The organism is Prauserella muralis, from assembly GCF_003202285.1.
Classification (GTDB): domain Bacteria; phylum Actinomycetota; class Actinomycetes; order Mycobacteriales; family Pseudonocardiaceae; genus Prauserella_B; species Prauserella_B muralis.
Genome location: NZ_MASW01000005.1, coordinates 342,981 through 361,709, shown reverse-complemented (window position 1 = coordinate 361,709; position 18,729 = coordinate 342,981). Strand labels below are relative to the sequence as shown.

Sequence of the window (18,729 nt, the reverse complement as noted above, 5' to 3'; positions counted from 1 at the left end):
CGGGCGGATGGGGGCGTCATGGTTGCTCGTCCGGGGTCACGACGTGGACCTCGGCACCGATCTCGCGCCACGCGGTCACGGTGCTGTGCGCCACGGCGTCGTCGGTGATCAGCCCGGTGATGTCGGCGGGGGCGACGAACGGGTACGGGGCGAAGCGGTCGACCTTGCCCGAGTCGAACAGGCCGAACCGCTGCAGGCACACGGCGGCCAGCGAGCGTTTCGCCGACGCCTCGTCCTCGGCGAGCTCCAGCAGGCCGTACACGGTGGACAGCCCGCGTAGCCCGAAGAAACCCTTGCGGATGGCGCCGCGGCCCTCCAGCACGTCGCCGAGCTGCCCGACCAGCGACGACGATGCCCTGCGGATCACGCCGCCGGGCAGCACGACGGTGGCGTTCGACTGCTCCTGCAGCAGCATGGCGGTGGTGAGGCCGTTGGTGACCACCACGAGGTTGCGCCTGCCTGCGATCTCGGCGGCCAGGTAGTAGCAGGTGGTACTGCTGTCGAGGGCGATCACGTCGCCGTCGTCGACGAGGCGGGCGGCCTCGCGGGCGATGGCGAGCTTCTCGCGGCGCGCGTGGCGCAGGCGCAGCGCGAAGGCGCCCTCGTCGGAGTTGGTGACGCTCACCGCGCCACCCCGGATGCGGCGCAGCAGACCCCGGCGTTCCAGGAGGTCGAGGTCCTTGCGGACGGTCACCGCCGACACGTCGAACACGTCCACCAGGTCGGCGACGGTGACTCGCGCGGACGCCTCGAGCCTGCGCAGGATCTCCTGCTCGCGCTCGTACTCGCTGACAGCCGCCATCGCCTGCCTCACCGCTCCAACCCCCGGGTGGCCGTTCACCTGGTGCGGCGTGACGGTAGTCACTCTGAAACCAAAAGATCAAGCAACGGGAAGGTAACGAAAGTAGCTGCTTTCGGATCGGCTCCCGAGCGCTTGCGTTTCCCCAATGTGGCATTGGTGGCGTTGAACGCCACCAATGCCGCATTCGTAGCGTTCAGCGCTACGAATGCCACATTGGGGAGCGTGGGGGGGCGGGCTCAGCGGCGGCGGGTGCGCAGGTAGTCGCCCACCACGGCGGCGCCGAGGCCGTCCAGGTCGGGGGTGACCACGCGGCCGCCCGACCGGCGGGCGAGCAGGTCCACGAAGCGCGCCAGCCGGGGATCGTCACCGAGCCGGAACACGGTCAGCGCCGCGCCGAGCTTCGCTATCCTGTCCACTTCGGACAGCGTTTTGAGCAGGGTGCGCGGACTCGGCGGGTAGTCGAACTCCGCGTGCCCGTCCGGTTCGAGATGCGCGGTGGGCTCGCCGTCGGTGACCATCAGCACCACCGGTTGCGCGTCGGGATGCCTGCGCAGGTGCCGCCCGGCCAGCAGCAGCGCGTGGTGGGCGTTGGTGCCCTGCTCCCACGCGCCCTCCAGCCCCACCAGCTCACTGAGCTCCACCGGCGCCGCGTGGCGGCCGAACGTGATGAGCTGCAGCGCATCCCCCCGGAACCGGGTCGAGATGAGCTGGTGCAGCGCCAGAGCGGTGCGCTTCATCGGCAGCCAGCGCCCCTCCTGCACCATCGACCACGAGGTGTCCACGCACAGCGCCACCGCCGCCCGCGACCGGTGCTCGGTCTCCACGACCTCCACATCGGACACGTCGAGCCGCACCGAACCCCTGCTGCCCTCGGTGGCCGTGCGCAGCACCGCGTTGCGCACGGTGCGCGACACCGCCCACGGCTGGGTGTCGCCGAACTGCCAGGCCCTGGTCGAGCCGGTCGGCTCACCCGCCGCGCCCGCCGAGGTCGTGTCGCGTTCGCCGGTGCGGCCCCGCAGCGTGCGGACCACGTCGGCCAGCGCGGTCTCCCCCAGCCGCCGCAACGCCTTCGGTGACAGCCGCAGCGAGCCGTCCGGAGCCCGTTCGAACACCCCCTGCGCGCGCAGCTCACGCTCCAGCTCGGCGAGCCTGCGCGCGTCGACGCCGGCGTCGTCGCCGAGCTGGCGCTCCAGCGCCTCCAGGTCGATGTCCTCCAGCCGGGCACCGGGATAGGCCTGCGACAGCTGCTCGGCCAGCGCGTCCAGCTCCGCCAGGTCGGTCATCGCCTGGACGCCCTCGCCGAGGCCGAGCGGGTCGTTGCCCCGGAACCGCGCCGAGGACGTCCAGTCCTCACCCGGCCGCAGGGCCCGCAACTGGGAGTCCAGAGTGGACAGTTGTTGCGCGAGGCGCGGGTCGCCAAAGGCCTGCTGCGACAGCTCGGCCAGCTCGGCCCGCTGCTCGGGCGTCATCGAGTTCAGCATGCGCTGCGCGGCGGCCGAGCGCGCGGCCAGCACGTCGATCAGCTCGTCGATGGTGCGCGGGTTCTCGGGGAAGAACTCGCCGTGGCGGCGCATGAACTCGGCGAAGCGCTCGTCGACGTCGGAGAAGCCCTGCGCGTGCGCCGACAGCAGCGCATTGAGGTCGGCCAGCATCTGGTTGACCCGCTCGACGTCCTCGGGCGTGGTGCCGCGCAGCGCCTGCTTCATGCCCTCGAACCGCGACTCCAGCAGTTCCTGGCCGAGCAGCTCGCGGATGCGCTCGTAGTTCTGCCTGCCGGTCTCGGAGGTCCAGTCGTAGCCGGCGAGGTCGCGCACGGCGGCGGCGGTGCCCGGCGGCAGCGCGTCCAGCTGGGCCTCGCGGAACCGGGCGTCGTCGGAGGGGTCGGGAAACAGTGCCGCCCTCTCGGCGTCGAGCCCCTCGTCGAGCAGCCGCCGCACCTCCTGCAGCGTGCCGTCGAGGGAGTGCCTGCGCTGGATCTCCGAGCGCCGCTGCCACACCCGGCGAGTCAGCTCGTCGAGCCCGGCGGTGCGGGCGGTGCCGCGGCGCAGCAGCTCCTCCAGCGCCGAGCGCGGCGACGACCCGGACATGACGTCCCGGCCGATCTCGTCCATCGCCTCGCGCAGGTCGGCAGGCGAGGCGAGCGGGTCGGGCCCGTCGTGGTACGGCCCGTAGCTGTAGCCCTCGGGCAGGGAGGTCATGGCCCGTACACCGTCGTGGTGTCGTCGGCGTCCTTGGCGAGCTGCCGCGCCAGGTACAGCGACTCCAGCGCCAGCTCGACGGCGGAGGCGATGCGGCCCGGCGGCTCGTCGGCCGACACCCCGGCCCGCTGGGCGACCTCGTGCAGCACCGGCAGCTCCGGCAGTGCCGACAGCACGTCCCTGCCGGGCACCCGCTCGCCCGTGGCCACGAGGTTGCCGTCGGCCACGGCCTCGGCCAGCGGGCGCAGGTCGAGCCCGGCGAAGCGCTCGCGCGCGGTCTCGGCGATCGCGCGGCGCAGCAGGTGCACGAGGTGCTCGATCTCGCGGCCCTCCTCCCCCGGCTCGAACTCGAGCTTGCCGCGCAACACGGCGGGCACCGCGTCGAGGTCCACCGGACGGGCCACGGCGGGCTGCTCCCCGGTCAGCGCGGCACGGCGCAGCGCGGCGGCGGCGACCGTCTCGGCGGCCGCGACGGCGAACCGGGCGGACACGCCGGAGCGCTGGTCGACGACCGCGGACTCGCGCAGGTTGCGCACGAACCGCGCCAGCACCTCCAGCAGCGGGTCGCCGACCTCGGCCACCAGGTGCGCCTCCTGCTTCACGACGTCGACCTCGGCGGCGACGTCCAGCGGGTAGTGGGTGCGGATCTCGGCGCCGAAGCGGTCCTTGAGCGGCGTGATGATCCGGCCCCGGTTGGTGTAGTCCTCGGGGTTGGCGGTGGCGACGAGCAGCACGTCCAGCGGCAGCCGCAGCGTGTAGCCGCGAACCTGGATGTCGCGCTCCTCCATGACGTTGAGCAGCGCCACCTGGATGCGCTCGGCCAGGTCGGGCAGCTCGTTGATGGCCACGATGCCCCGGTGGGCACGCGGCACGAGCCCGAAGTGGATCGTCTCCGGGTCGCCCAGGCTGCGGCCCTCGGCCACCTTGACCGGGTCGACGTCACCGATGAGGTCGCCGACCGAGGTGTCGGGCGTGGCGAGCTTCTCGGTGTAGCGCTCGCTGCGGTGCAGCCAGGACACGGGCAGGTCGTCGCCGAGCTCGGCGGCGCGCCGGCGGGAGGCGGGCGTGATCGGCGCGAGCGGGTGCTCGGCCAGCTCGGAGCCTTCGATCACCGGGGTCCACTCGTCGAGCAGCCCGGCCAGGGTGCGCAGCAGCCGGGTCTTGCCCTGGCCGCGCTCGCCCAGCAGGACCACGTCGTGGCCCGCGAGCAGCGCACGTTCGAACTGGGGCAGCACGGTGCGCGAGAAGCCGACGATGCCCGGCCACGGGTTCTCGCCCGCACGCAGGGCGCCGAGCAGGTTGTCGTGGATCTCGGTGCGGATGCCGCGCGGCGTGTGGCCCGCGGCGCGCAGGGCGCCTGCGGTGCGGGGCAGGTCCGACGGCGGTGCGGGTGGCGAAGCGGTCACGTGTTCGACGCTACTGACACATCCGGCCGACGTCGACGTGGACCTGCTCCAGGTACTCTCGATCGCTGTGTGTTGTCCCAGCGCGACCCTTGCCGTCTGGTCCTCGGCGTGGCTGCACGGTGCCGCCGCAGCCGACAACGCGCTCGACGCCCTGCTCGCGTGGGGCGAGGCGCACGAGGTGGTGGCCGCCGATGCCGCGGCGGGCGAGTCGTTCGACCTGCCCGTGACCGGCAACGTGCCCGCGGCGCCCGCCCGGTTGCTGGCCGTGCTGCGCGGGTCCGGCGCCACCGGCGCCCGGCTCGTGCTGCCCGTGCCCGGCGACGTCCGCGGCCTCGGTGGTGGTGGCCCGTTCACCGAGGCGGCCGTGCGTGCCGGTGAGGCGGTGGTGCTCACGGGGCTGCGGCACGGGCTGGTGCCCCAGCCGATCGCCGAGGGACTCGTGCGCTGGACGGTCTACGGCCTGGCGAACGAGCCGGCGCCCGAGCACGTGTCGCTCGCCGAGGCCGAACACGGCCTCACCGACGCCATCCGCGACAGCGCGGGCGCCCTGCAGACGCTCGACGTGGCCAGCGACCGGCCCGGCGTGCGCGCCGAGTTGTCGGCGGCGCTGCGCTCCCGGCCACGGCCGGACTGGCCGCCCGGGATGCCTGCCCGCTCGCTACGGGTGCTGCAGCGGGCCGAGGAGGTCGGCGCCATCCTGAGGCTCGCCCACGCCGACGAACCGGGCGGCGCGCTGTCGGCGTCGGCGGTCAACCGCCGCGCGGACGCGCTGCGGCCCCTTGCCGACGCCATCCGCACGGCGCGCTGCGCCGCGGTGAACGAGGCCGTGCGCACGTTCGCCGATCAGGCCAACCGGTCGTCGTAGCGCCCGCTCACCCGGCCCGCGAGGGGCGCCGGACCGGCTCGCAGCAGCCCACGGCGCACGGGGCGCCGTTGACGGTGCATCCGGCCGCGGGAAAGTCCGACAGCTTGCGCGCGGGCGCGCCCGCGGTGTGCTCGGTGACCAGCTCCACCACGAGCTCGGCGAAACGCGGGTCGCCGTTCGGGGTCGCGGCGCGGGCGAAACCCATGCCCAGCTCGCGGGCCCGGTCGGCAGCCTCGTTGTCGAGGTCCCAGATCACCTCCAGGTGATCGGAGACGAACCCCACCGGGCACACCACCACGGCGCGGACACCGTCGGCGTGCAGGGCGTCGATGTGGTCGACGATGTCGGGCTCCAGCCACGGCACCTGCGGCGGGCCGGACCGGGACTGCCACACGACGTCGTAGCCGTCCACACCGGCCCCGGCAGCGACGAGCCGGGCGGCCTCGGCGACCTGCCGGGAGTACCGGTGCCCTCCGGAGCCGGGCGGGCCGGACGCCGCGTCGGCGCTGGTGGGAACGGAATGCGCGGTGAACACCGTGCGCGCGCCCGTGTCCTGCCCCAGCTCGGCGTGCGCGGCACGCACGGCATCGGCTACCGCCCCGACGAACAGCGGGTGGTCGAAGAACTGCCGCAGCTTCACCAGTTCCGGCGCGCCCTCGCCGTGGGCGGCCCGCGCACGCTCGATGTCCTCGTCGTACTGGCGGCAGGCCGAGTAGCCGCCGTAGGCACTGGTGGGAAACACGAGCGCCCGGCGGACGCCGTCGGCGGCCATGCGGGCGACGGTGTCCTCGACCATCGGCTCCCAGTTGCGGTTGCCGAAGTACACCGGCAGCGCGATGCCCTGCGCCGCCAGCTCTTTCTCCACCGCCGCGATGGCCTCCCGGTTGAGCCGGTTGATCGGCGAGACGCCGCCGAAATGCCGGTAGTGCTCGGCGACCTCCTCCAGCCGCTCCCTCGGCACTCCCCTGCCCCTGGTCACGTTCTCCAGAAACGGCATCACGTCGTCCGGGCCCTCGGGCCCGCCGAAGGACAGCCACAGCAGCGCGTCGTAGTTCACGGTCTCCATCTTCGCCCTGTGGCGGCCCCCACGCAGATCCGGGCCATCGTTTTGGATGGATCAGTCCATAACCTGATAAGGTGACGCCATGCCGCGGCCACGGGAGTTCGACGAGCACGCCGCCGTCGAGCGTGCCATGCACCTGTTCTGGGACAACGGCTACGAGGCCACGTCGACGCAACAGCTGTGCGAGGCGACCGGGCTGTCGCGCAGCAGCATCTACAACGCCTTCGCCAGCAAGCACGCCCTCTTCCAGAAGTCGTTGCGCCAGTACATGTCCCAGGCGACGCGGCGCAACATCGAGCTGCTGCGGCAGCAGGGCCCGGTCCGGCAGCGCCTGCACGACCTGCTCGCCAGGGTCGTCGAGGACGAGTGCACGCCGGGACGCCGGGGCTGCTTCGTCGTCAACACGGCGGCCGAACTCGGCGGGCGCGACGCCGAGATCACCGAGGACCTGCGCCGCGACACCGCGACGTTCGTCGAGGCGCTGCGCGAGGTGGTCCTGGAAGGCCAGCGCGCCGGCGAGATCGACGGCGACGCCGATCCCCTCGCGCTCGCGCAGTTCGTGCACTCCACGATCAGCGGCCTGCGCGTGATGTCGCGTAACGGATCCGGCCGCGCGGCACTGGAAAACGTCGCCGCGGTGGCGCTGCAAGCCCTCTGAACCCGGCCCGGCCGCACTCCGGCCCGTACCCCTGCCCACATATTGAACCGTTCGATCCATAACAAGGAGGCCAGCGCCGTGCCACCAGCCGTCCTCGTCCTCGGGCTGAGCGTCTTCGCCCTGGGCACGTCGGAGTTCATGATCGCCGGACTGCTGCCACCGCTGGCGGCCGATCTCGGCGTCAGCATCCCCGACGCCGGGTTGCTCGTCTCCGCGTTCGCCGCGGGCATGCTCGTCGGCGCCCCGCTGCTCGCGGCGGCCACCCTCCGGCTGCCGCGCAAGCTCACCCTGCTCGGCATGCTCGGTGTGTTCGCCCTCGGCCACGTGATCGGCGCGCTCGCGCCGGGCTACGGGCTGCTCTTCGCCACCCGCGTGCTGTGCGCCCTGGCCTGCGCGGGATTCTGGGCTGTCGCGGCCGTCACCGCCATCAGCCTCGTGCCCGCCGATCGCCGGGGCCGCGCGATGGCCGTGGTCGCAGGCGGGCTCACCGCCGCGAACGTCCTCGGCGTGCCCCTGGGCACCGCGCTCGGGCAGAGCGGCGGCTGGCGCGCCGCGTTCTGGGCGGTCGCCGCGCTCGCCACGCTCGCGCTCGCCGGGGTGCTCGCCTTCGTGCCCCGCGCGGGCGGCGCCGCCCAGCGGCCGGACCTGCGGGCCGAGCTCCGCGCCTACCGCCGCGGCGCGCTGGGGCTCGCCCTGGGCATCACCGCGCTCACGTGCGCGACGACGATGGCGACGTTCAGCTACCTCGCTCCCCTGCTCACCGACGTCACGGGCCTGGCATCGCGCTGGGTCCCGGTGGTGCTCGCGGTCTTCGGCCTCGGAGCGTTGATCGGCATCGCCGTCGGCGGGCGGCTCGCCGACAGCCGTCCCCTGGCCACGCTGGCTGCCGGACTCATCGCCAGCCTGGTGGTGCTCGCCGCGCTGGCCCTCGGCGCCTCCAGCGCCGTGCTGACCGTGCCCGCGGTGTTCCTGCTCGGGCTGCTCGGCTTCCTCACCAACCCGTCGCTGAACACGCGGGTCTTCACCCTCGCGGGCGCGGCGCCGACGCTGGCGGGCGCCACCAACGTCACCGCGTTCAACACCGGCATCGTCGTGGCGCCGTGGCTGGGCGGCCTTGCCATCGACGCGGGCCTCGGCTACCCGAGCGTGGCCTGGGTCAGCGCCGGGTTCGCCGTGGCCGCGCTCGCCGCGGTGGCCGCCGCCCGCCTGCTGGAGCGGCGCGCGGTGCCGGAGGCTGCTCCCGCGCCCGTCCCGTGAGCCCTGCCGCGTCCGGTCACTGGCCGGTGGCGTGCACCCCGCCGTCGACCCAGATCATGGAACCGGTGGTGGCGGGCAGCCAGTCCGAGAGCACCGCGCAGATGCTCCTGGCGACCGGGGTCGGGTCGGTGGTGTCCCAGCCGAGCGGCGCGCGGTCGCCCCAGCCGTTCTCCAGCTCCTCGAAGCCGGGGATCGACTTCGCCGCCATCGTCTTCACCGGACCCGCCGCCACGAGGTTCACCCGGATGCCGCGCTCGCCGAGATCGCGCGCCAGGTAGCGGTTCACCGACTCCAGCGCGGCCTTCGCCACGCCCATCCAGTTGTAGGCGGGCCAGGCGACGCGCGCGTCGAAGTCCATGCCCACAATGGACGAACCGCGCGACAGCAGCGGCAGCACGGCCTTGGCGACCGCCTTGTACGAGTACGCCGACACGTCCACCGCCTTGGCCACGTCCTCCGACGGCGCGTCCAGGAACGGTGCGCCCAGGCAGCTCGCCGGCGCGAACGCGATCGAGTGCAGCAGCCCGTCGAGGCCGTCGACGTGCTCGCGCACCCGGTCGGCCAGCGTGTCCAGGTGCTCGGTGTTCTGCACGTCCAGCTCGATCACCGGCGCGGGCTCGGGCAGGCGCTTGGCGATGCGCTCCACGAGCGAGAGCCTGCCGAAGCCGGTGAGCACCACCTGCGCGCCCTGCTCCTGCGCGACCCTGGCCGCATGGAACGCGATGGAGGCGTCGGTGATGACGCCGGTGATCAGCAGCCGCTTGCCTTCGAGCAGTCCGGACAAGAAGTCCTCCAGAAACGTCGTGGATCGGGTGTCGGTCTCAGTGGCCCATGCCGAGGCCGCCGTCGACCGGCAGCACGGCACCGTTGATGTAGCCGGCCTCGTCGGAGGCCAGGAACCGCACGGTGTTCGCGATGTCCTCCGGCTCGCCGTAGCGGCCTGCCGGGATCTGCGCGAGCGCCGCCGCGCGCTGCTCGTCGGTGAGCTCGTTGGTCATGTCGGTGACGATGAAGCCGGGGGCGACGACGTTGGCCGTGATGTTGCGCGAGCCCAGCTCCCGGGTCAGCGAGCGCGCGATGCCGACCAGGCCCGCCTTGCTGGCCGCGTAGTTCACCTGGCCCGCGCCGCCGGAGAGGCCGATCACCGACGAGATGAACACGAAGCGGCCCCACTTGGCGCGCAGCATGTTGCGGGAGGCGCGCTTGGCGACGCGGTAGGCGCCGGTCAGGTTCGCGTCGACGACCCGGGTGAACTGCTCCTCGCTCATGCGCATCAGCAGCGTGTCGTCGGTGATGCCCGCGTTGGACACCAGCACCTCCACCGGGCCCTGGTGCTCCTCCACCTGCTTGAACGCGGCGTCGACCTGCTCGGAGTCGGTGACGTCCGCCTGCACGCCGAACAGGCCCTCGGGTGCGCCGGAGCCCCGGTGCGTCACCGCCACCTGGTGCCCGGCGTCGGCGAGCCCGCGCGCGATCGCCAGCCCGATGCCGCGATTGCCCCCGGTGACCAGTACGGACCGTCCCACGTCACACTCCTCGTGCCGAACTCCTCGCAGTTGCCGCCGTGAGGTTATCCGTTCGGCGCGCTCGGGTCGCGGGGGCCGCACGGATACTGTCAGGTAACCCTGGATGGCGTTCGACACAGCGGGAGAGGTGCGGGGTGCGGGTACTGCTCGTCGAGGACGACGAGGGCGTCGCGGGCGCGCTCGCCGAGAGCCTGCAGACCCACGGCCACAGCGTCACCAGGACGGCACGCGGCTCCGACGCGCTGACCCGGCACCGCGACGCCGACCTGCTGCTGCTCGACCTCGGGCTGCCCGACACCGACGGGCTGGAGGTGCTGCGCAAGATCCGGCAGGTGTCGCCGGTGCCGATCGTGGTGCTCACCGCCCGCGGCGACGAGCGTTCGGTCGTGCGGGGACTGCGGCTCGGCGCCGACGACTACCTCGCCAAACCGGTGCGGCTCGCCGAGCTGCTGGCGCGGATGGACGCCGTGCTGCGCCGCGCGGGCGCGAGCGCGCAGGCAGACGGCGGGCCGGTGCGGGTCGGCGACGTGGAGATCGACCTCGGCGCCCGCCGGGTCGTCGCGGGCGGCGCGGAGGTGCCGCTGACGACGAAGGAGTTCGCGGTGCTGGCGGTGCTCGCCGCCCGGCCCGGCACGGCGGTGAGCAGGCAGCAGATCATGGACGAGGTGTGGGGCGACGCCTACCTGGCGGTGTCGCGCTCGCTGGACGTGCACATCACGCAGCTGCGCGCCAAGCTGGGCAGGCCCGGCCTGCTCGCGACCATCCGCGGCTTCGGCTACCGGCTGGGCAGCTGAGGATGCGCACCCGGCTTTCGCTCGTCCTCGCGGGGTTCGCGCTGGCCGCCGTCGCCGCGTTCGCCGCGCCGCTGCTGGCCAGCACCGCCGCCGAGCGCACCCAGCAGCTGCTCATCGGCCGGGACGGCGACATCGACCGGTTCGTCGTGCTCGCCCAGCAGGCGGTGGACTCCGGCGACGCCTCCGCGCTGGCCGCCGAGGCACGCCGCTACGCCGAGCTGTACGGGGAGGGCGTGCTCGTGGTGGACGCCCGCCGCCGCCCGCTGGCCGAGGCGGGGCTGTCGGTGCGCGATGCGGGCGTGCCCGCGCTCGTGGAGGGTGCGCTGCGCAACCAGCCGGGGCCCCGGCCCGCGACCCTCACCCCGTGGTCGTCCGGGTCGGTGCTGCTGGCGCGTCCCGTCGGCACCGGCACGCGCGTGGCGGGCGCGGTGGTGCTGCGCGCCTCGGTCGAGGCGGCCGCGGCCGACGTCGGCCGGAGCTGGGCGGCGATCACCGCGGGCGCGCTGGCCGCCGCGGTCGGGTTCGTCCTGCTGGCGCTGCTGCTCGCCCGGTGGGTGGTGCGCCCGCTGCACGCGCTGGAGCGCGGCGTGCGGGCGGTGAGCGCGGGCCGCAGGGCCGAGGTGCCCGCCGAGGCCGGCCCGAAGGAGCTGCGCTCGCTCGCGGTCTCGGTCAACCGGATGTCCGACGCGGTGGCCGAGTCGGCCGAGCAGCAGCGCAGGCTCGTCGCCGACGCCTCGCACCAGCTGCGCAACCCGCTGGCGGCACTGCGGCTGCGGGTCGACTCGCTCGCGCCCGCGGTGCGAGACGAGGGCAGGCGCGCCTACGAGGCGACGGTCGGCGAGGTCGAGCGCCTCGAGTCACTGGCCGACGGGCTGCTCGCGCTGGCGGTGGCGGAGAGCACCGCGACCCGGCTGGCCGCGGGCGGGGAGCGGGCCGAGCCGTGCGACGTGCGGGGCGTGATCGCCGACCGGGTGGACGCCTGGCAGCCCTCCGCCGAGCTGGCCGGCGTCCGGCTGGTGCACCCCGGCGGTGGACCGTTGCCTGCCGGGGTGCCGGAGCCGGACGTGGCGCAGGTGCTGGACGTGGTGCTGGACAACGCCATCCACTACGCGGGCGACGGCGCCACGGTCACCCTGCGTGCGACGCGGGAGGACGGGCGGGTGCGGCTGGTGGTCGCCGACGACGGGCCGGGCCTCGACGCCGAAGGACTGGCACGGGCCACCGAGCGGTTCTGGCGCGCGGGTGGCGAGGCGGCGCCGCGCGGCACCGGCCTCGGGCTCGCCATCGCGTCGAGCCTGCTCACGGCCCGCGACGGCGGTCTGGAGCTGCGACCGGTGACCCCGCACGGGCTGGCCGTGCACCTGCTGCTGCCGGGGGCGCACCCGTGACGCTCACCCGCAGGACCGCACTGGCCGGGTTCGCCGGCCTCGCCGGCGCGCTGGCCGGCTGCGCGACGGGCGGTCACTACCACGGCTCCGAGCGGCCGGTGACCATCGCGGCCGGGGAACGCGGCGGGTTCTACCTGGCCTTCGCCGAGCTGCTGGCGGGCGAGATCACCCGCGTCGAACCACGCCTGCGCTGCCGGGCGGTCGCCACGGAGGCCAGCGTGGTGAACATCGGCCGGGTCGAGGACGGCAGGGCCGACCTGGGGCTCACGCTGGCCGACGTGGCGCAGGCGGCCGTCACGGGAGGCGACCCGTTCACGCGGGTGCACCCGCTGCGGGCCATCGGCCGCGTCTACGAGAACTACCTGCAGCTCGTGGTGCGCGCCGACGGGCCGGTGCGCACGGTCGCCGACCTCGCCGGGCGGCGGGTGTCGCTCGGCGCGGGCGGGTCGGGCGCCGCCGTGGCCGGACGGCGGCTGCTGGCCGAGGCGAACCTGACGGCGCGGGTGCGGCACCTGCCACTGGCCGACGCCGTCGCCGCGCTGCGCACCGGGCGGATCGAAGGCCTGCTGTGGTCGGGCGGCGTGCCCACCCCGGCACTGGCCGAGCTGGCGCGGACCGTGCCGATAGCGCTGCTGCCGCTGGACGGTGTGCTGCCCGCGCTGCGCGCCCGCTACGGAGCGGTGTACCAGCGGGTGGACGTTCCCGGTGGCGCCTACGCCGGGGTGGGCCCGGTGGCGACGATCGGCGTGGCCAACCTGCTGGTGTGCGCGCCGAGGTTGCCCGCCGACGTCGCGGGCGCGGTCACGCGGGTGCTGGTGGGCAGGGCGGCGAATCTGGTGCCCGCGCAGGCCGCGGGCACGCAGTACCTCGACGTGCGCAGTCTCATCGGCACCGGGCCGGTCCCGCTGCATCCGGGTGCCGCGGCCGCGTACCGTGCGCTGCATGGCTGATCAGGACCACGCGCCGGTGGTGCGGATGCCGCTGACCGTGCGCTACCACGAGTGCGACCAGCAGGGCATCGTGTTCAACGCCAACTATCTGGCCTACGCCGACATGGCGGCGTTCGAGTTCTACAAGGTGGTGTTCGGCTCCACGAACTACATCACCGACCGCGGCGTCGACATGGTGGTCGCCGAGACGGGACTGCGCTACCTGCGGCCGTGCCGGTTCGAGGACGAACTCGTGGTGAGCCTGTCCATCGAGCACATCGGCACCACCTCGCTCGTGCTCGGCATCCGCATCCACCGGGGCGCCGAGCTCGTGCTGGAGGGCAGCAACCGCTACGTGTGGGTGGACACCACGGCCTACCGGCCGACCCGGCCCGGCGACGACATCCGCGACCTGCTCGTCAAGGCCCGCGACGCCGCGACGGCCTGACCCACCCCACCACTCCCCCGAACTCCCCAATGCGGCATTGGTGGCGTTGAACGCCACCAATGCCGCATTCGTAGCGTTGAGCGCTACGAATGTGGCATTGGGGAGCTTGCGGGGAGGCGCGCCGGTCACGCCTCCTGGACGCCGGGCCTTCCGTCCTCCACGACGTAGCTGGCGCGGGTGCTGATCGGCGCCCCGGGTGTGGTGACGTAGGGCAGCACGCGGAAGTCGCTGCGCCACCGGTGCCGGTCGACGTTGACCCGGACGTACCCGCGCTGGGAGTTGAAGAACTTCAGGTGCGGGTTGGCGGCGAGGAAGGCGCGGCCCTGGTCGGTCATGTCCGCGCCGTTGCCGCCGCTGGTGATGGAGGTGCCGACGAACTCGCTGCCGACCGTGGCGGAACCGGAGTCGCCGAAGTCCCGCTTGAGGTCCCACGCGTAGTTCTGGTGCCGGTCACCGGTGATCACCACGAGGTTGCGCACCCCACGGTCCTGCGCCTCGGCGAGCACGCGGTCGCGCTCGGCGGCGTAGCCGTCCCACGGGTCCAGCCACACCTCCGTGGCGGGGCCGGGGTCACGGTCGGTCTGCCCCATCGGCGCCTGGTTGCCGAGCACCTGCCAGCGCGCCCGGGAACGGCTGAAGCCCTCCAGCACCCAGTCCCGCTGCTCGGCGCCGAGGATGGTCCGGTCCGGGTCGAGCCGCTCGGTGCAGGACGCCGACGCGCCGTCGCCGCACGGCTGGTCGTCGCGGTACTGGCGGGTGTCCAGGATCGTGAAGTCGGCCAGCCTGCCGTAGGAGAGCCTGCGGTGCAGGTGCACCTCGGGCCCGGACGGCAGCTGCGCGTGCCGGAACGGCATGTGCTCGTACATCGCCTGGAACGCCGCGGCCCTGCGCTGCCGGAAGGTCGCCGGGTCCTCGTCGTTCTCCGAGACGTCGCCTGCCCAGTTGTTCTCCACCTCGTGGTCGTCGATCGTCATGATCCACGGGAAGCGGGCGTGGGCGCGCTGGAGCGGCTCCTCGGCCTTGTACAGGCCGTACTGCAGCCGGTAGCGGGCCAGGTCGACGGTTTCGGTGTGGAACTTCGGGTCCGTGGTCACGCCCCGCCGGTTGCGGGCCACGCTGTACTCGTACAGGTAGTCGCCGAGGTGCACGACGAGGTCGAGGTCCTCGTCGGCCATGTGGTCGTAGGCGGTGTAGTAGCCGTCCTGCCATGCCTGGCAGGAGGCGAACGCGAAGTTCAGCTCCCTCGGCTGCGCCCACACCGCCGGCGTGGTCCGCGTGCGGCCCACCATGGACAGCTCCGACCCGGCGCGGAACCGGTAGAAGTACTCGCGGTCCGGTGCGAGGCCCCGGATCTCCGGGTGCACCGAGTGGCCCAGCTCCGGGGTGGCCACGACGCTGCCGCGGCGCACCACGCCCCGGAACCGCTCGTCGACCGCCACCTCGTACTCGACGCGCACCGGCCTGCGCGGCATGCCGCCGGTGCCGTCCTCGGCGAACGGGTCCGGAGCGAGGCGGGTCCACAACACCACGCCGTCGGACACGGGGTCTCCCGAGCCCACGCCGAGCGTGAACGGGTTAGTCTGGCCAGCCGGCGCGGCGAAGCTGCCCGCGGCGTTCCACGCGCCGGTGCCGAGCAGCACGGCCGCGGCTCCGGCGCCGCCGCAACCGAGGAACCTTCTGCGGGAGACAGGGTGGGGTCGCGCGACCATGGACACCTCCGGGGTGGGGATTCGGGAACCAGGCACGATGGTTGTTTCCCCACATGGCCTGCGCGGGGCGCGTGAGCGACCGACGAGTGAACGGAAGAAGATCGAATACCGTGTTCCGGGTAGTGTTCTACCAGCCCGAGATCCCGCCGAACACCGGCAACGCGATCCGGCTGGCCGCCAACACCGGCTGTGAGCTGCACCTGGTGGAGCCGCTCGGCTTCACCCTCGAGGACAAGCACCTGCGCCGCGCCGGGCTCGACTACCACGACCTCGCCCACGTCGAGGTGCACGCCGACCTGGAGGCAGCGTGGAAGGCGCTGAACCCGGCCCGGGTGTACGCCTTCACCGCCAGGGCCGCCCGCCGCTACACCGACGTCGCCTACACCGAGGGCGACGTGCTGCTGTTCGGCCCCGAGTCGACCGGGCTGCCCGAACCGGTGCTGGCCGACCCGAGGGTCACCGACCGGCTGCGGCTGCCGATGCTGCCCACGTCCCGCTCGCTCAACCTCACCAACACCGCCTCGATCGTGGTGTACGAGGCGTGGCGCCAGCACGGCTTCGCCGGGGCCTGACCCGGCGAGGCGGGCCGCCGGGGCCAGGGCTCAGGTCGGCAACCGCTGGCCGATGAACAGCGAGCTTCCCGCGGCTCCGATGAGCGCGATGGTGCCCAGCAGCACCCACGGTTTGCTCGAGTCGACGTTCTTGGTCTCGTAGCCGATCTGCTCGCCGAGGCTGGCGTAGACCTCCTTGAGCTCGCCCGCGGTGGCCGCCTTGTAGAAGTCGCCGCCGGACAGCCGCGCGATCTCCCGCATCGACTCGTCGTCGACCTCGACGGGCACCTGCTTGCCCTCGATCTCCACCGTGCCGTGGGAGGTGCCGAACGAGATCGTGGTGACGGGGATGTCCTTCTGCTTGGCCACCCCGGCGGCCGTGAACGCGCCACGCGGCGCGTACTCGTCCTGCGGCACGGTCTGCTTGCCGTCGGTCATGAGCACGATCCGCGCGGGCGGCGGTCCCTCGGCGCCGCCGACGACCGCCGAGAAGCTCTCGATCGACTGCAGCGCCGCGAAGATGCCCTCGCCGGTGGCCGTGGACTGGGCGAGCTTGAGGTTGTCGATGGCCTTGACCACACCGTCGCGCTCGGTGGTGGGCGCCACCAGGACCGTCGCCGTGCCCGCGAACGAGATCAGCCCGAGGTTCACGCCGGGGGTCAGCCCCGCGGCGAACGACCGCGCGGCCTCCTGCGCGGCCTTGAGCCGCGACGGCTGCACGTCGGTGGCCTCCATGGACAGCGACACGTCGATCACCAGCATCACGGTCGCCCGGTTGCGCGGCACCTTCTGCTCGGCCGTCGGCCCCGCCAGCGCGAACGTGAGTAGCAGCAGCGACACCACGAGCAGGGCGGCGGGCACGTGCTTGACCCAGCCCTGCCCGCGGGGAGCCACCCGCTCCAGCATCGCCAGGTTGGAGAAGCGCAACGTGCGCTTGCGGCGGGCCCGCGCCGCAAGCACATAGCCGACCACGACCGCGGCCACCACGAGCAGCAGCAGGAACCACCACGGAGAGCTGAACCCGGTCACGTTCACGAGGCGGCCCCCGACCAGCCGCGCTTGCGGGCGACCGCGAACCGCACGATGTCGGCGATCCAGTCCGAGTCGGTGCGCAGCACCAGGTGCCCGGCGCCAGCCTGCCGCACCGCCCTGGCGACCTTGGCGCGGTGCGCCTGCGCGGCGGCGGCGAACTCCCTGCGCAGCAGCGCGTTCGCGGTCACCTCCCGCTGCCTGCCGGTCTCCGGGTCGGCGAGCACGACGGTGCCGACCTCGGGCAGGTCGACGTCCCGCGGGTCGAGCACCTCGATGGCGACCAGGTCGTGCCGGGCCGACAGCGCCCGCAGCGGACGCTCCCACGTCGTGTCGCCCAGGAAGTCGGAGATCACCACAGCCAGCCCGCGACGGCGCGGCGGGCGGCGCAGCTGCTCGATCAGCTCGGTCAGGTCACCACGGGTGCCCTCGGCCGCCCGCGGCAGCTCCGCGACCTTACGCACCACGTTGCGCGCGTAGGCCAGCCCGCCCCTCGGGGGCAGCCGGACCGTGTCGGCCCCGTTGGACAGCAGCGCGCCGAGCCGGTTGCCGCCGCCACCGGTGAGGTGGGCGACCGCGGCGACCGCGCACACGACCAGGTCCCGCTTTTCGCACAGGGCGGTGCCGAAGTCGAGGCTCGCCGACAGGTCGGCCACCACCCACGTCTCCAGCTCGCGGTCGGCGATGCTCTCCCTGATGTGCGGGGTGGTGGTGCGGGCCGTCACCGCCCAGTCCATCCGCCGCACGTCGTCGCCGGGCTGGTACGGCCGGGCCTCCCCCGGTTCGGAACCGGGTCCCGGCACCAGGCCCAGGTGGTTGCCCTGCAGCAGGCCGTCGAGGCGGCGCCGGACCTCGAGCTCCAGGGTGCGCAGGCCCGCGTCGAGGCGATCGCCCCGCAGGATCGGCGGCGCCCAGCTGGGCCGGGGTCCGCCCGCGTCGTTGATCGGACTCATGACCGGGCACTACCTGCCGGGCACACCTGCCGCGACCGGCTGTCCCGTCCCGCCCTGCGGCCGGGCCGACACCTGCGGCAGCGGCACGGTCTGCAGGATGCGGTTGATGATGTGGTCCAGCGGCACACCGTCGGCGAGCGCGTCGTAGGACAGCACGAGCCGGTGGCGCAGCACGTCGGGCACCACGTCCACGACGTCCTGCGGCAGCACGTAGTCGCGGCCCCGGATGAGGGCCAGCGCCCGCGCGGCGGCGATGATGCCCAGGCTCGCCCGGGGCGAGGCGCCGTAGGACACCCAGCCCGCGACGTCGGTCAGGCCGTGCTCGCCGGGCGTGCGGGTGGCCAGCACCAGCCGCACCACGTAGTCGACGAGCGCGTGGTGCACGAACACCTGCGCGGCCACGCCCTGCAGCCGCACCAGTTCCGCGGGGCTGAGCACCTCGTGCGGTTCGGGCGGGGTCACGCCCATGCGGTAGACGATCTCGCGCTCCTCCTCCGCCGTCGGGTACTCCACGACGATCTTGAAGAGGAACCGGTCGCGCTGGGCCTCCGGCAGCGGGTAGACGCCCTCGTTCTCGATGGGGTTCTGCGTGGCGAGCACCAGGAACGGGTCGGGCATCGGGAAGGTCTGGCCGCCGATCGAGACGTGCCGCTCGGCCATGACCTCCAGCATCGCCGACTGCACCTTCGCCGGCGCGCGGTTGATCTCGTCGGCGAGCACGAAGTTGGCGACCACCGGGCCGAGCTCGACGTCGAACTTCTCGCTGGCCTGCCGGTAGATGCGGGTGCCGAGGATGTCGGCGGGCACCAGGTCGGGGGTGAACTGGACGCGGGAGAAGGAGCCGCCGACCACCTGGGCGAAGGTCTCGACCGCGAGCGTCTTGGCCACGCCGGGCACACCCTCCAGCAGCAGGTGCCCCTTGGCCAGCAGACCCACCAGCATCCGCTCGACGAGCCGGTCCTGTCCGACGATCACCCGCTTGACCTCGAACACGGTGCGCTCCAGCAGCTGCGCGTCCCGTGCCGGGGTGCCCGGTTGCGCCGGGGCCGCCGCGCCGTCGGAGTAGCCGGGCTCGGTCACACCTAACCTCCTCGCTGGTGAGCTTCGCTCCACGTTGCGTGACCGTACCCGCTGGGCCGGGCACGGTTGATCG

At 73.5% G+C, this 18,729-nt stretch carries 19 protein-coding genes; 8 read left to right on the top strand and 11 right to left on the bottom strand.

Annotated features, from left to right (window positions below):
* Positions 1-16: 16 nt before the first annotated feature.
* Genes BAY60_RS22405 through BAY60_RS22395 form a run of 4 tightly spaced genes read right to left on the bottom strand, consistent with a single transcriptional unit; the run spans position 17 to position 4,406 of the window.
* Positions 17-802, bottom strand: a complete 786-nt coding sequence (locus BAY60_RS22405) for a DeoR/GlpR family DNA-binding transcription regulator (RefSeq protein ID WP_146771066.1) — start codon at positions 800-802, stop codon at positions 17-19.
* Positions 803-861: 59 nt separating this feature from the next.
* Positions 862-1,014 carry a hypothetical protein gene (locus tag BAY60_RS37265; protein WP_170160507.1) on the bottom strand — a complete coding sequence of 51 codons (153 nt, stop codon included), beginning with the start codon at positions 1,012-1,014 and terminating at the stop codon, positions 862-864.
* Between the two features lie 24 nt (positions 1,015-1,038).
* Positions 1,039-3,000 carry a VWA domain-containing protein gene (locus BAY60_RS22400; protein WP_112283017.1) on the bottom strand — a complete coding sequence of 654 codons (1,962 nt, stop codon included), beginning with the start codon at positions 2,998-3,000 and terminating at the stop codon, positions 1,039-1,041.
* Positions 2,997-4,406 carry an ATP-binding protein gene (locus BAY60_RS22395; RefSeq protein ID WP_112283016.1) on the bottom strand — a complete coding sequence of 470 codons (1,410 nt, stop codon included), beginning with the start codon at positions 4,404-4,406 and terminating at the stop codon, positions 2,997-2,999. Before BAY60_RS22395 ends, BAY60_RS22400 begins: the two co-directional genes overlap by 4 nt.
* 67 nt (positions 4,407-4,473) lie before the next feature.
* Here BAY60_RS22395 and BAY60_RS22390 point away from each other — a divergent pair, with 67 nt between their 5' ends.
* Complete coding sequence (locus tag BAY60_RS22390; protein ID WP_112283532.1) at positions 4,474-5,271, top strand: hypothetical protein; 798 nt, start codon at positions 4,474-4,476, stop codon at positions 5,269-5,271.
* Positions 5,272-5,278: 7 nt separating this feature from the next.
* Here BAY60_RS22390 and BAY60_RS22385 read toward each other — a convergent pair whose 3' ends face one another.
* Complete coding sequence (locus tag BAY60_RS22385; protein WP_112283531.1) at positions 5,279-6,328, bottom strand: ferrochelatase; 1,050 nt, start codon at positions 6,326-6,328, stop codon at positions 5,279-5,281.
* 88 nt (positions 6,329-6,416) lie between these two features.
* Between BAY60_RS22385 and BAY60_RS22380 the strand changes: the two genes are divergently transcribed.
* Both BAY60_RS22380 and BAY60_RS22375 read left to right on the top strand, forming a co-directional pair.
* Positions 6,417-6,992 (top strand): TetR/AcrR family transcriptional regulator, encoded by a 576-nt coding sequence (locus BAY60_RS22380; RefSeq protein WP_112283015.1) that lies wholly within the window; start codon positions 6,417-6,419, stop codon positions 6,990-6,992.
* A 78-nt stretch (positions 6,993-7,070) separates the two neighbouring features.
* Positions 7,071-8,249 (top strand): Cmx/CmrA family chloramphenicol efflux MFS transporter, encoded by a 1,179-nt coding sequence (locus tag BAY60_RS22375; RefSeq protein WP_112283014.1) that lies wholly within the window; start codon positions 7,071-7,073, stop codon positions 8,247-8,249.
* A gap of 16 nt (positions 8,250-8,265) precedes the next feature.
* Here BAY60_RS22375 and fabI read toward each other — a convergent pair whose 3' ends face one another.
* Positions 8,266-9,033, bottom strand: a complete 768-nt coding sequence (fabI, locus tag BAY60_RS22370) for an enoyl-ACP reductase FabI (protein ID WP_112283530.1) — start codon at positions 9,031-9,033, stop codon at positions 8,266-8,268.
* 37 nt (positions 9,034-9,070) lie between these two features.
* Positions 9,071-9,775, bottom strand: coding sequence for a beta-ketoacyl-ACP reductase (fabG, locus tag BAY60_RS22365; RefSeq protein ID WP_112283013.1), 705 nt, complete (start codon positions 9,773-9,775; stop codon positions 9,071-9,073).
* Between the two features lie 134 nt (positions 9,776-9,909).
* On the opposite strand from fabG, the gene BAY60_RS22360 reads away from it, so the two are divergent.
* Genes BAY60_RS22360 through BAY60_RS22345 form a run of 4 tightly spaced genes read left to right on the top strand, consistent with a single transcriptional unit; the run spans position 9,910 to position 13,334 of the window.
* Positions 9,910-10,569: a response regulator transcription factor gene (locus BAY60_RS22360; RefSeq protein WP_112283012.1), complete on the top strand. Its 660-nt coding sequence runs from the start codon at positions 9,910-9,912 to the stop codon at positions 10,567-10,569.
* A gap of 2 nt (positions 10,570-10,571) precedes the next feature.
* On the top strand, positions 10,572-11,957 hold the full coding sequence (locus tag BAY60_RS22355; RefSeq protein WP_112283011.1) for a sensor histidine kinase: 1,386 nt from the start codon (positions 10,572-10,574) through the stop codon (positions 11,955-11,957).
* Complete coding sequence (locus BAY60_RS22350) at positions 11,954-12,907, top strand: TAXI family TRAP transporter solute-binding subunit (protein ID WP_112283010.1); 954 nt, start codon at positions 11,954-11,956, stop codon at positions 12,905-12,907. Before BAY60_RS22355 ends, BAY60_RS22350 begins: the two co-directional genes overlap by 4 nt.
* The gene (locus tag BAY60_RS22345) at positions 12,900-13,334 is read left to right on the top strand and encodes an acyl-CoA thioesterase (protein WP_112283009.1); all 435 of its coding nucleotides are present in this window, start codon (positions 12,900-12,902) and stop codon (positions 13,332-13,334) included. Before BAY60_RS22350 ends, BAY60_RS22345 begins: the two co-directional genes overlap by 8 nt.
* A gap of 125 nt (positions 13,335-13,459) precedes the next feature.
* Here the strand turns inward: BAY60_RS22345 and BAY60_RS22340 are convergent, their stop codons facing one another.
* Positions 13,460-15,043 (bottom strand): alkaline phosphatase D family protein, encoded by a 1,584-nt coding sequence (locus tag BAY60_RS22340; RefSeq protein ID WP_112283008.1) that lies wholly within the window; start codon positions 15,041-15,043, stop codon positions 13,460-13,462.
* A 110-nt stretch (positions 15,044-15,153) separates the two neighbouring features.
* On the opposite strand from BAY60_RS22340, the gene BAY60_RS22335 reads away from it, so the two are divergent.
* Positions 15,154-15,615: a tRNA (cytidine(34)-2'-O)-methyltransferase gene (locus BAY60_RS22335; RefSeq protein WP_112283007.1), complete on the top strand. Its 462-nt coding sequence runs from the start codon at positions 15,154-15,156 to the stop codon at positions 15,613-15,615.
* A gap of 30 nt (positions 15,616-15,645) precedes the next feature.
* Here BAY60_RS22335 and BAY60_RS22330 read toward each other — a convergent pair whose 3' ends face one another.
* Genes BAY60_RS22330 through BAY60_RS22320 form a run of 3 tightly spaced genes read right to left on the bottom strand, consistent with a single transcriptional unit; the run spans position 15,646 to position 18,656 of the window.
* The gene (locus BAY60_RS22330) at positions 15,646-16,629 is read right to left on the bottom strand and encodes a VWA domain-containing protein (RefSeq protein ID WP_112283006.1); all 984 of its coding nucleotides are present in this window, start codon (positions 16,627-16,629) and stop codon (positions 15,646-15,648) included.
* Positions 16,626-17,576: a DUF58 domain-containing protein gene (locus BAY60_RS22325; protein ID WP_112283005.1), complete on the bottom strand. Its 951-nt coding sequence runs from the start codon at positions 17,574-17,576 to the stop codon at positions 16,626-16,628. The genes BAY60_RS22330 and BAY60_RS22325 overlap by 4 nt, the downstream gene beginning before the upstream one ends.
* A 9-nt stretch (positions 17,577-17,585) precedes the next feature.
* The gene (locus BAY60_RS22320) at positions 17,586-18,656 is read right to left on the bottom strand and encodes an AAA family ATPase (protein ID WP_112283004.1); all 1,071 of its coding nucleotides are present in this window, start codon (positions 18,654-18,656) and stop codon (positions 17,586-17,588) included.
* Positions 18,657-18,729: the final 73 nt, after the last annotated feature.

What these genes read in the sequence shown, in the direction of transcription:
- BAY60_RS22405 (WP_146771066.1), bottom strand. Translation starts at nt 802, where the DNA reads ATGGCGGCTGTCAGCGAGTACGAGCGCGAGCAGGAGATCCTGCGCAGG.
- BAY60_RS22400 (WP_112283017.1), bottom strand. Translation starts at nt 3,000, where the DNA reads ATGACCTCCCTGCCCGAGGGCTACAGCTACGGGCCGTACCACGACGGG.
- BAY60_RS22380 (WP_112283015.1), top strand. Translation starts at nt 6,417, where the DNA reads ATGCCGCGGCCACGGGAGTTCGACGAGCACGCCGCCGTCGAGCGTGCC.
- BAY60_RS22355 (WP_112283011.1), top strand. Translation starts at nt 10,572, where the DNA reads ATGCGCACCCGGCTTTCGCTCGTCCTCGCGGGGTTCGCGCTGGCCGCC.
- BAY60_RS22345 (WP_112283009.1), top strand. Translation starts at nt 12,900, where the DNA reads ATGGCTGATCAGGACCACGCGCCGGTGGTGCGGATGCCGCTGACCGTG.
- BAY60_RS22340 (WP_112283008.1), bottom strand. Translation starts at nt 15,043, where the DNA reads ATGGTCGCGCGACCCCACCCTGTCTCCCGCAGAAGGTTCCTCGGTTGC.
- BAY60_RS22325 (WP_112283005.1), bottom strand. Translation starts at nt 17,576, where the DNA reads ATGAGTCCGATCAACGACGCGGGCGGACCCCGGCCCAGCTGGGCGCCG.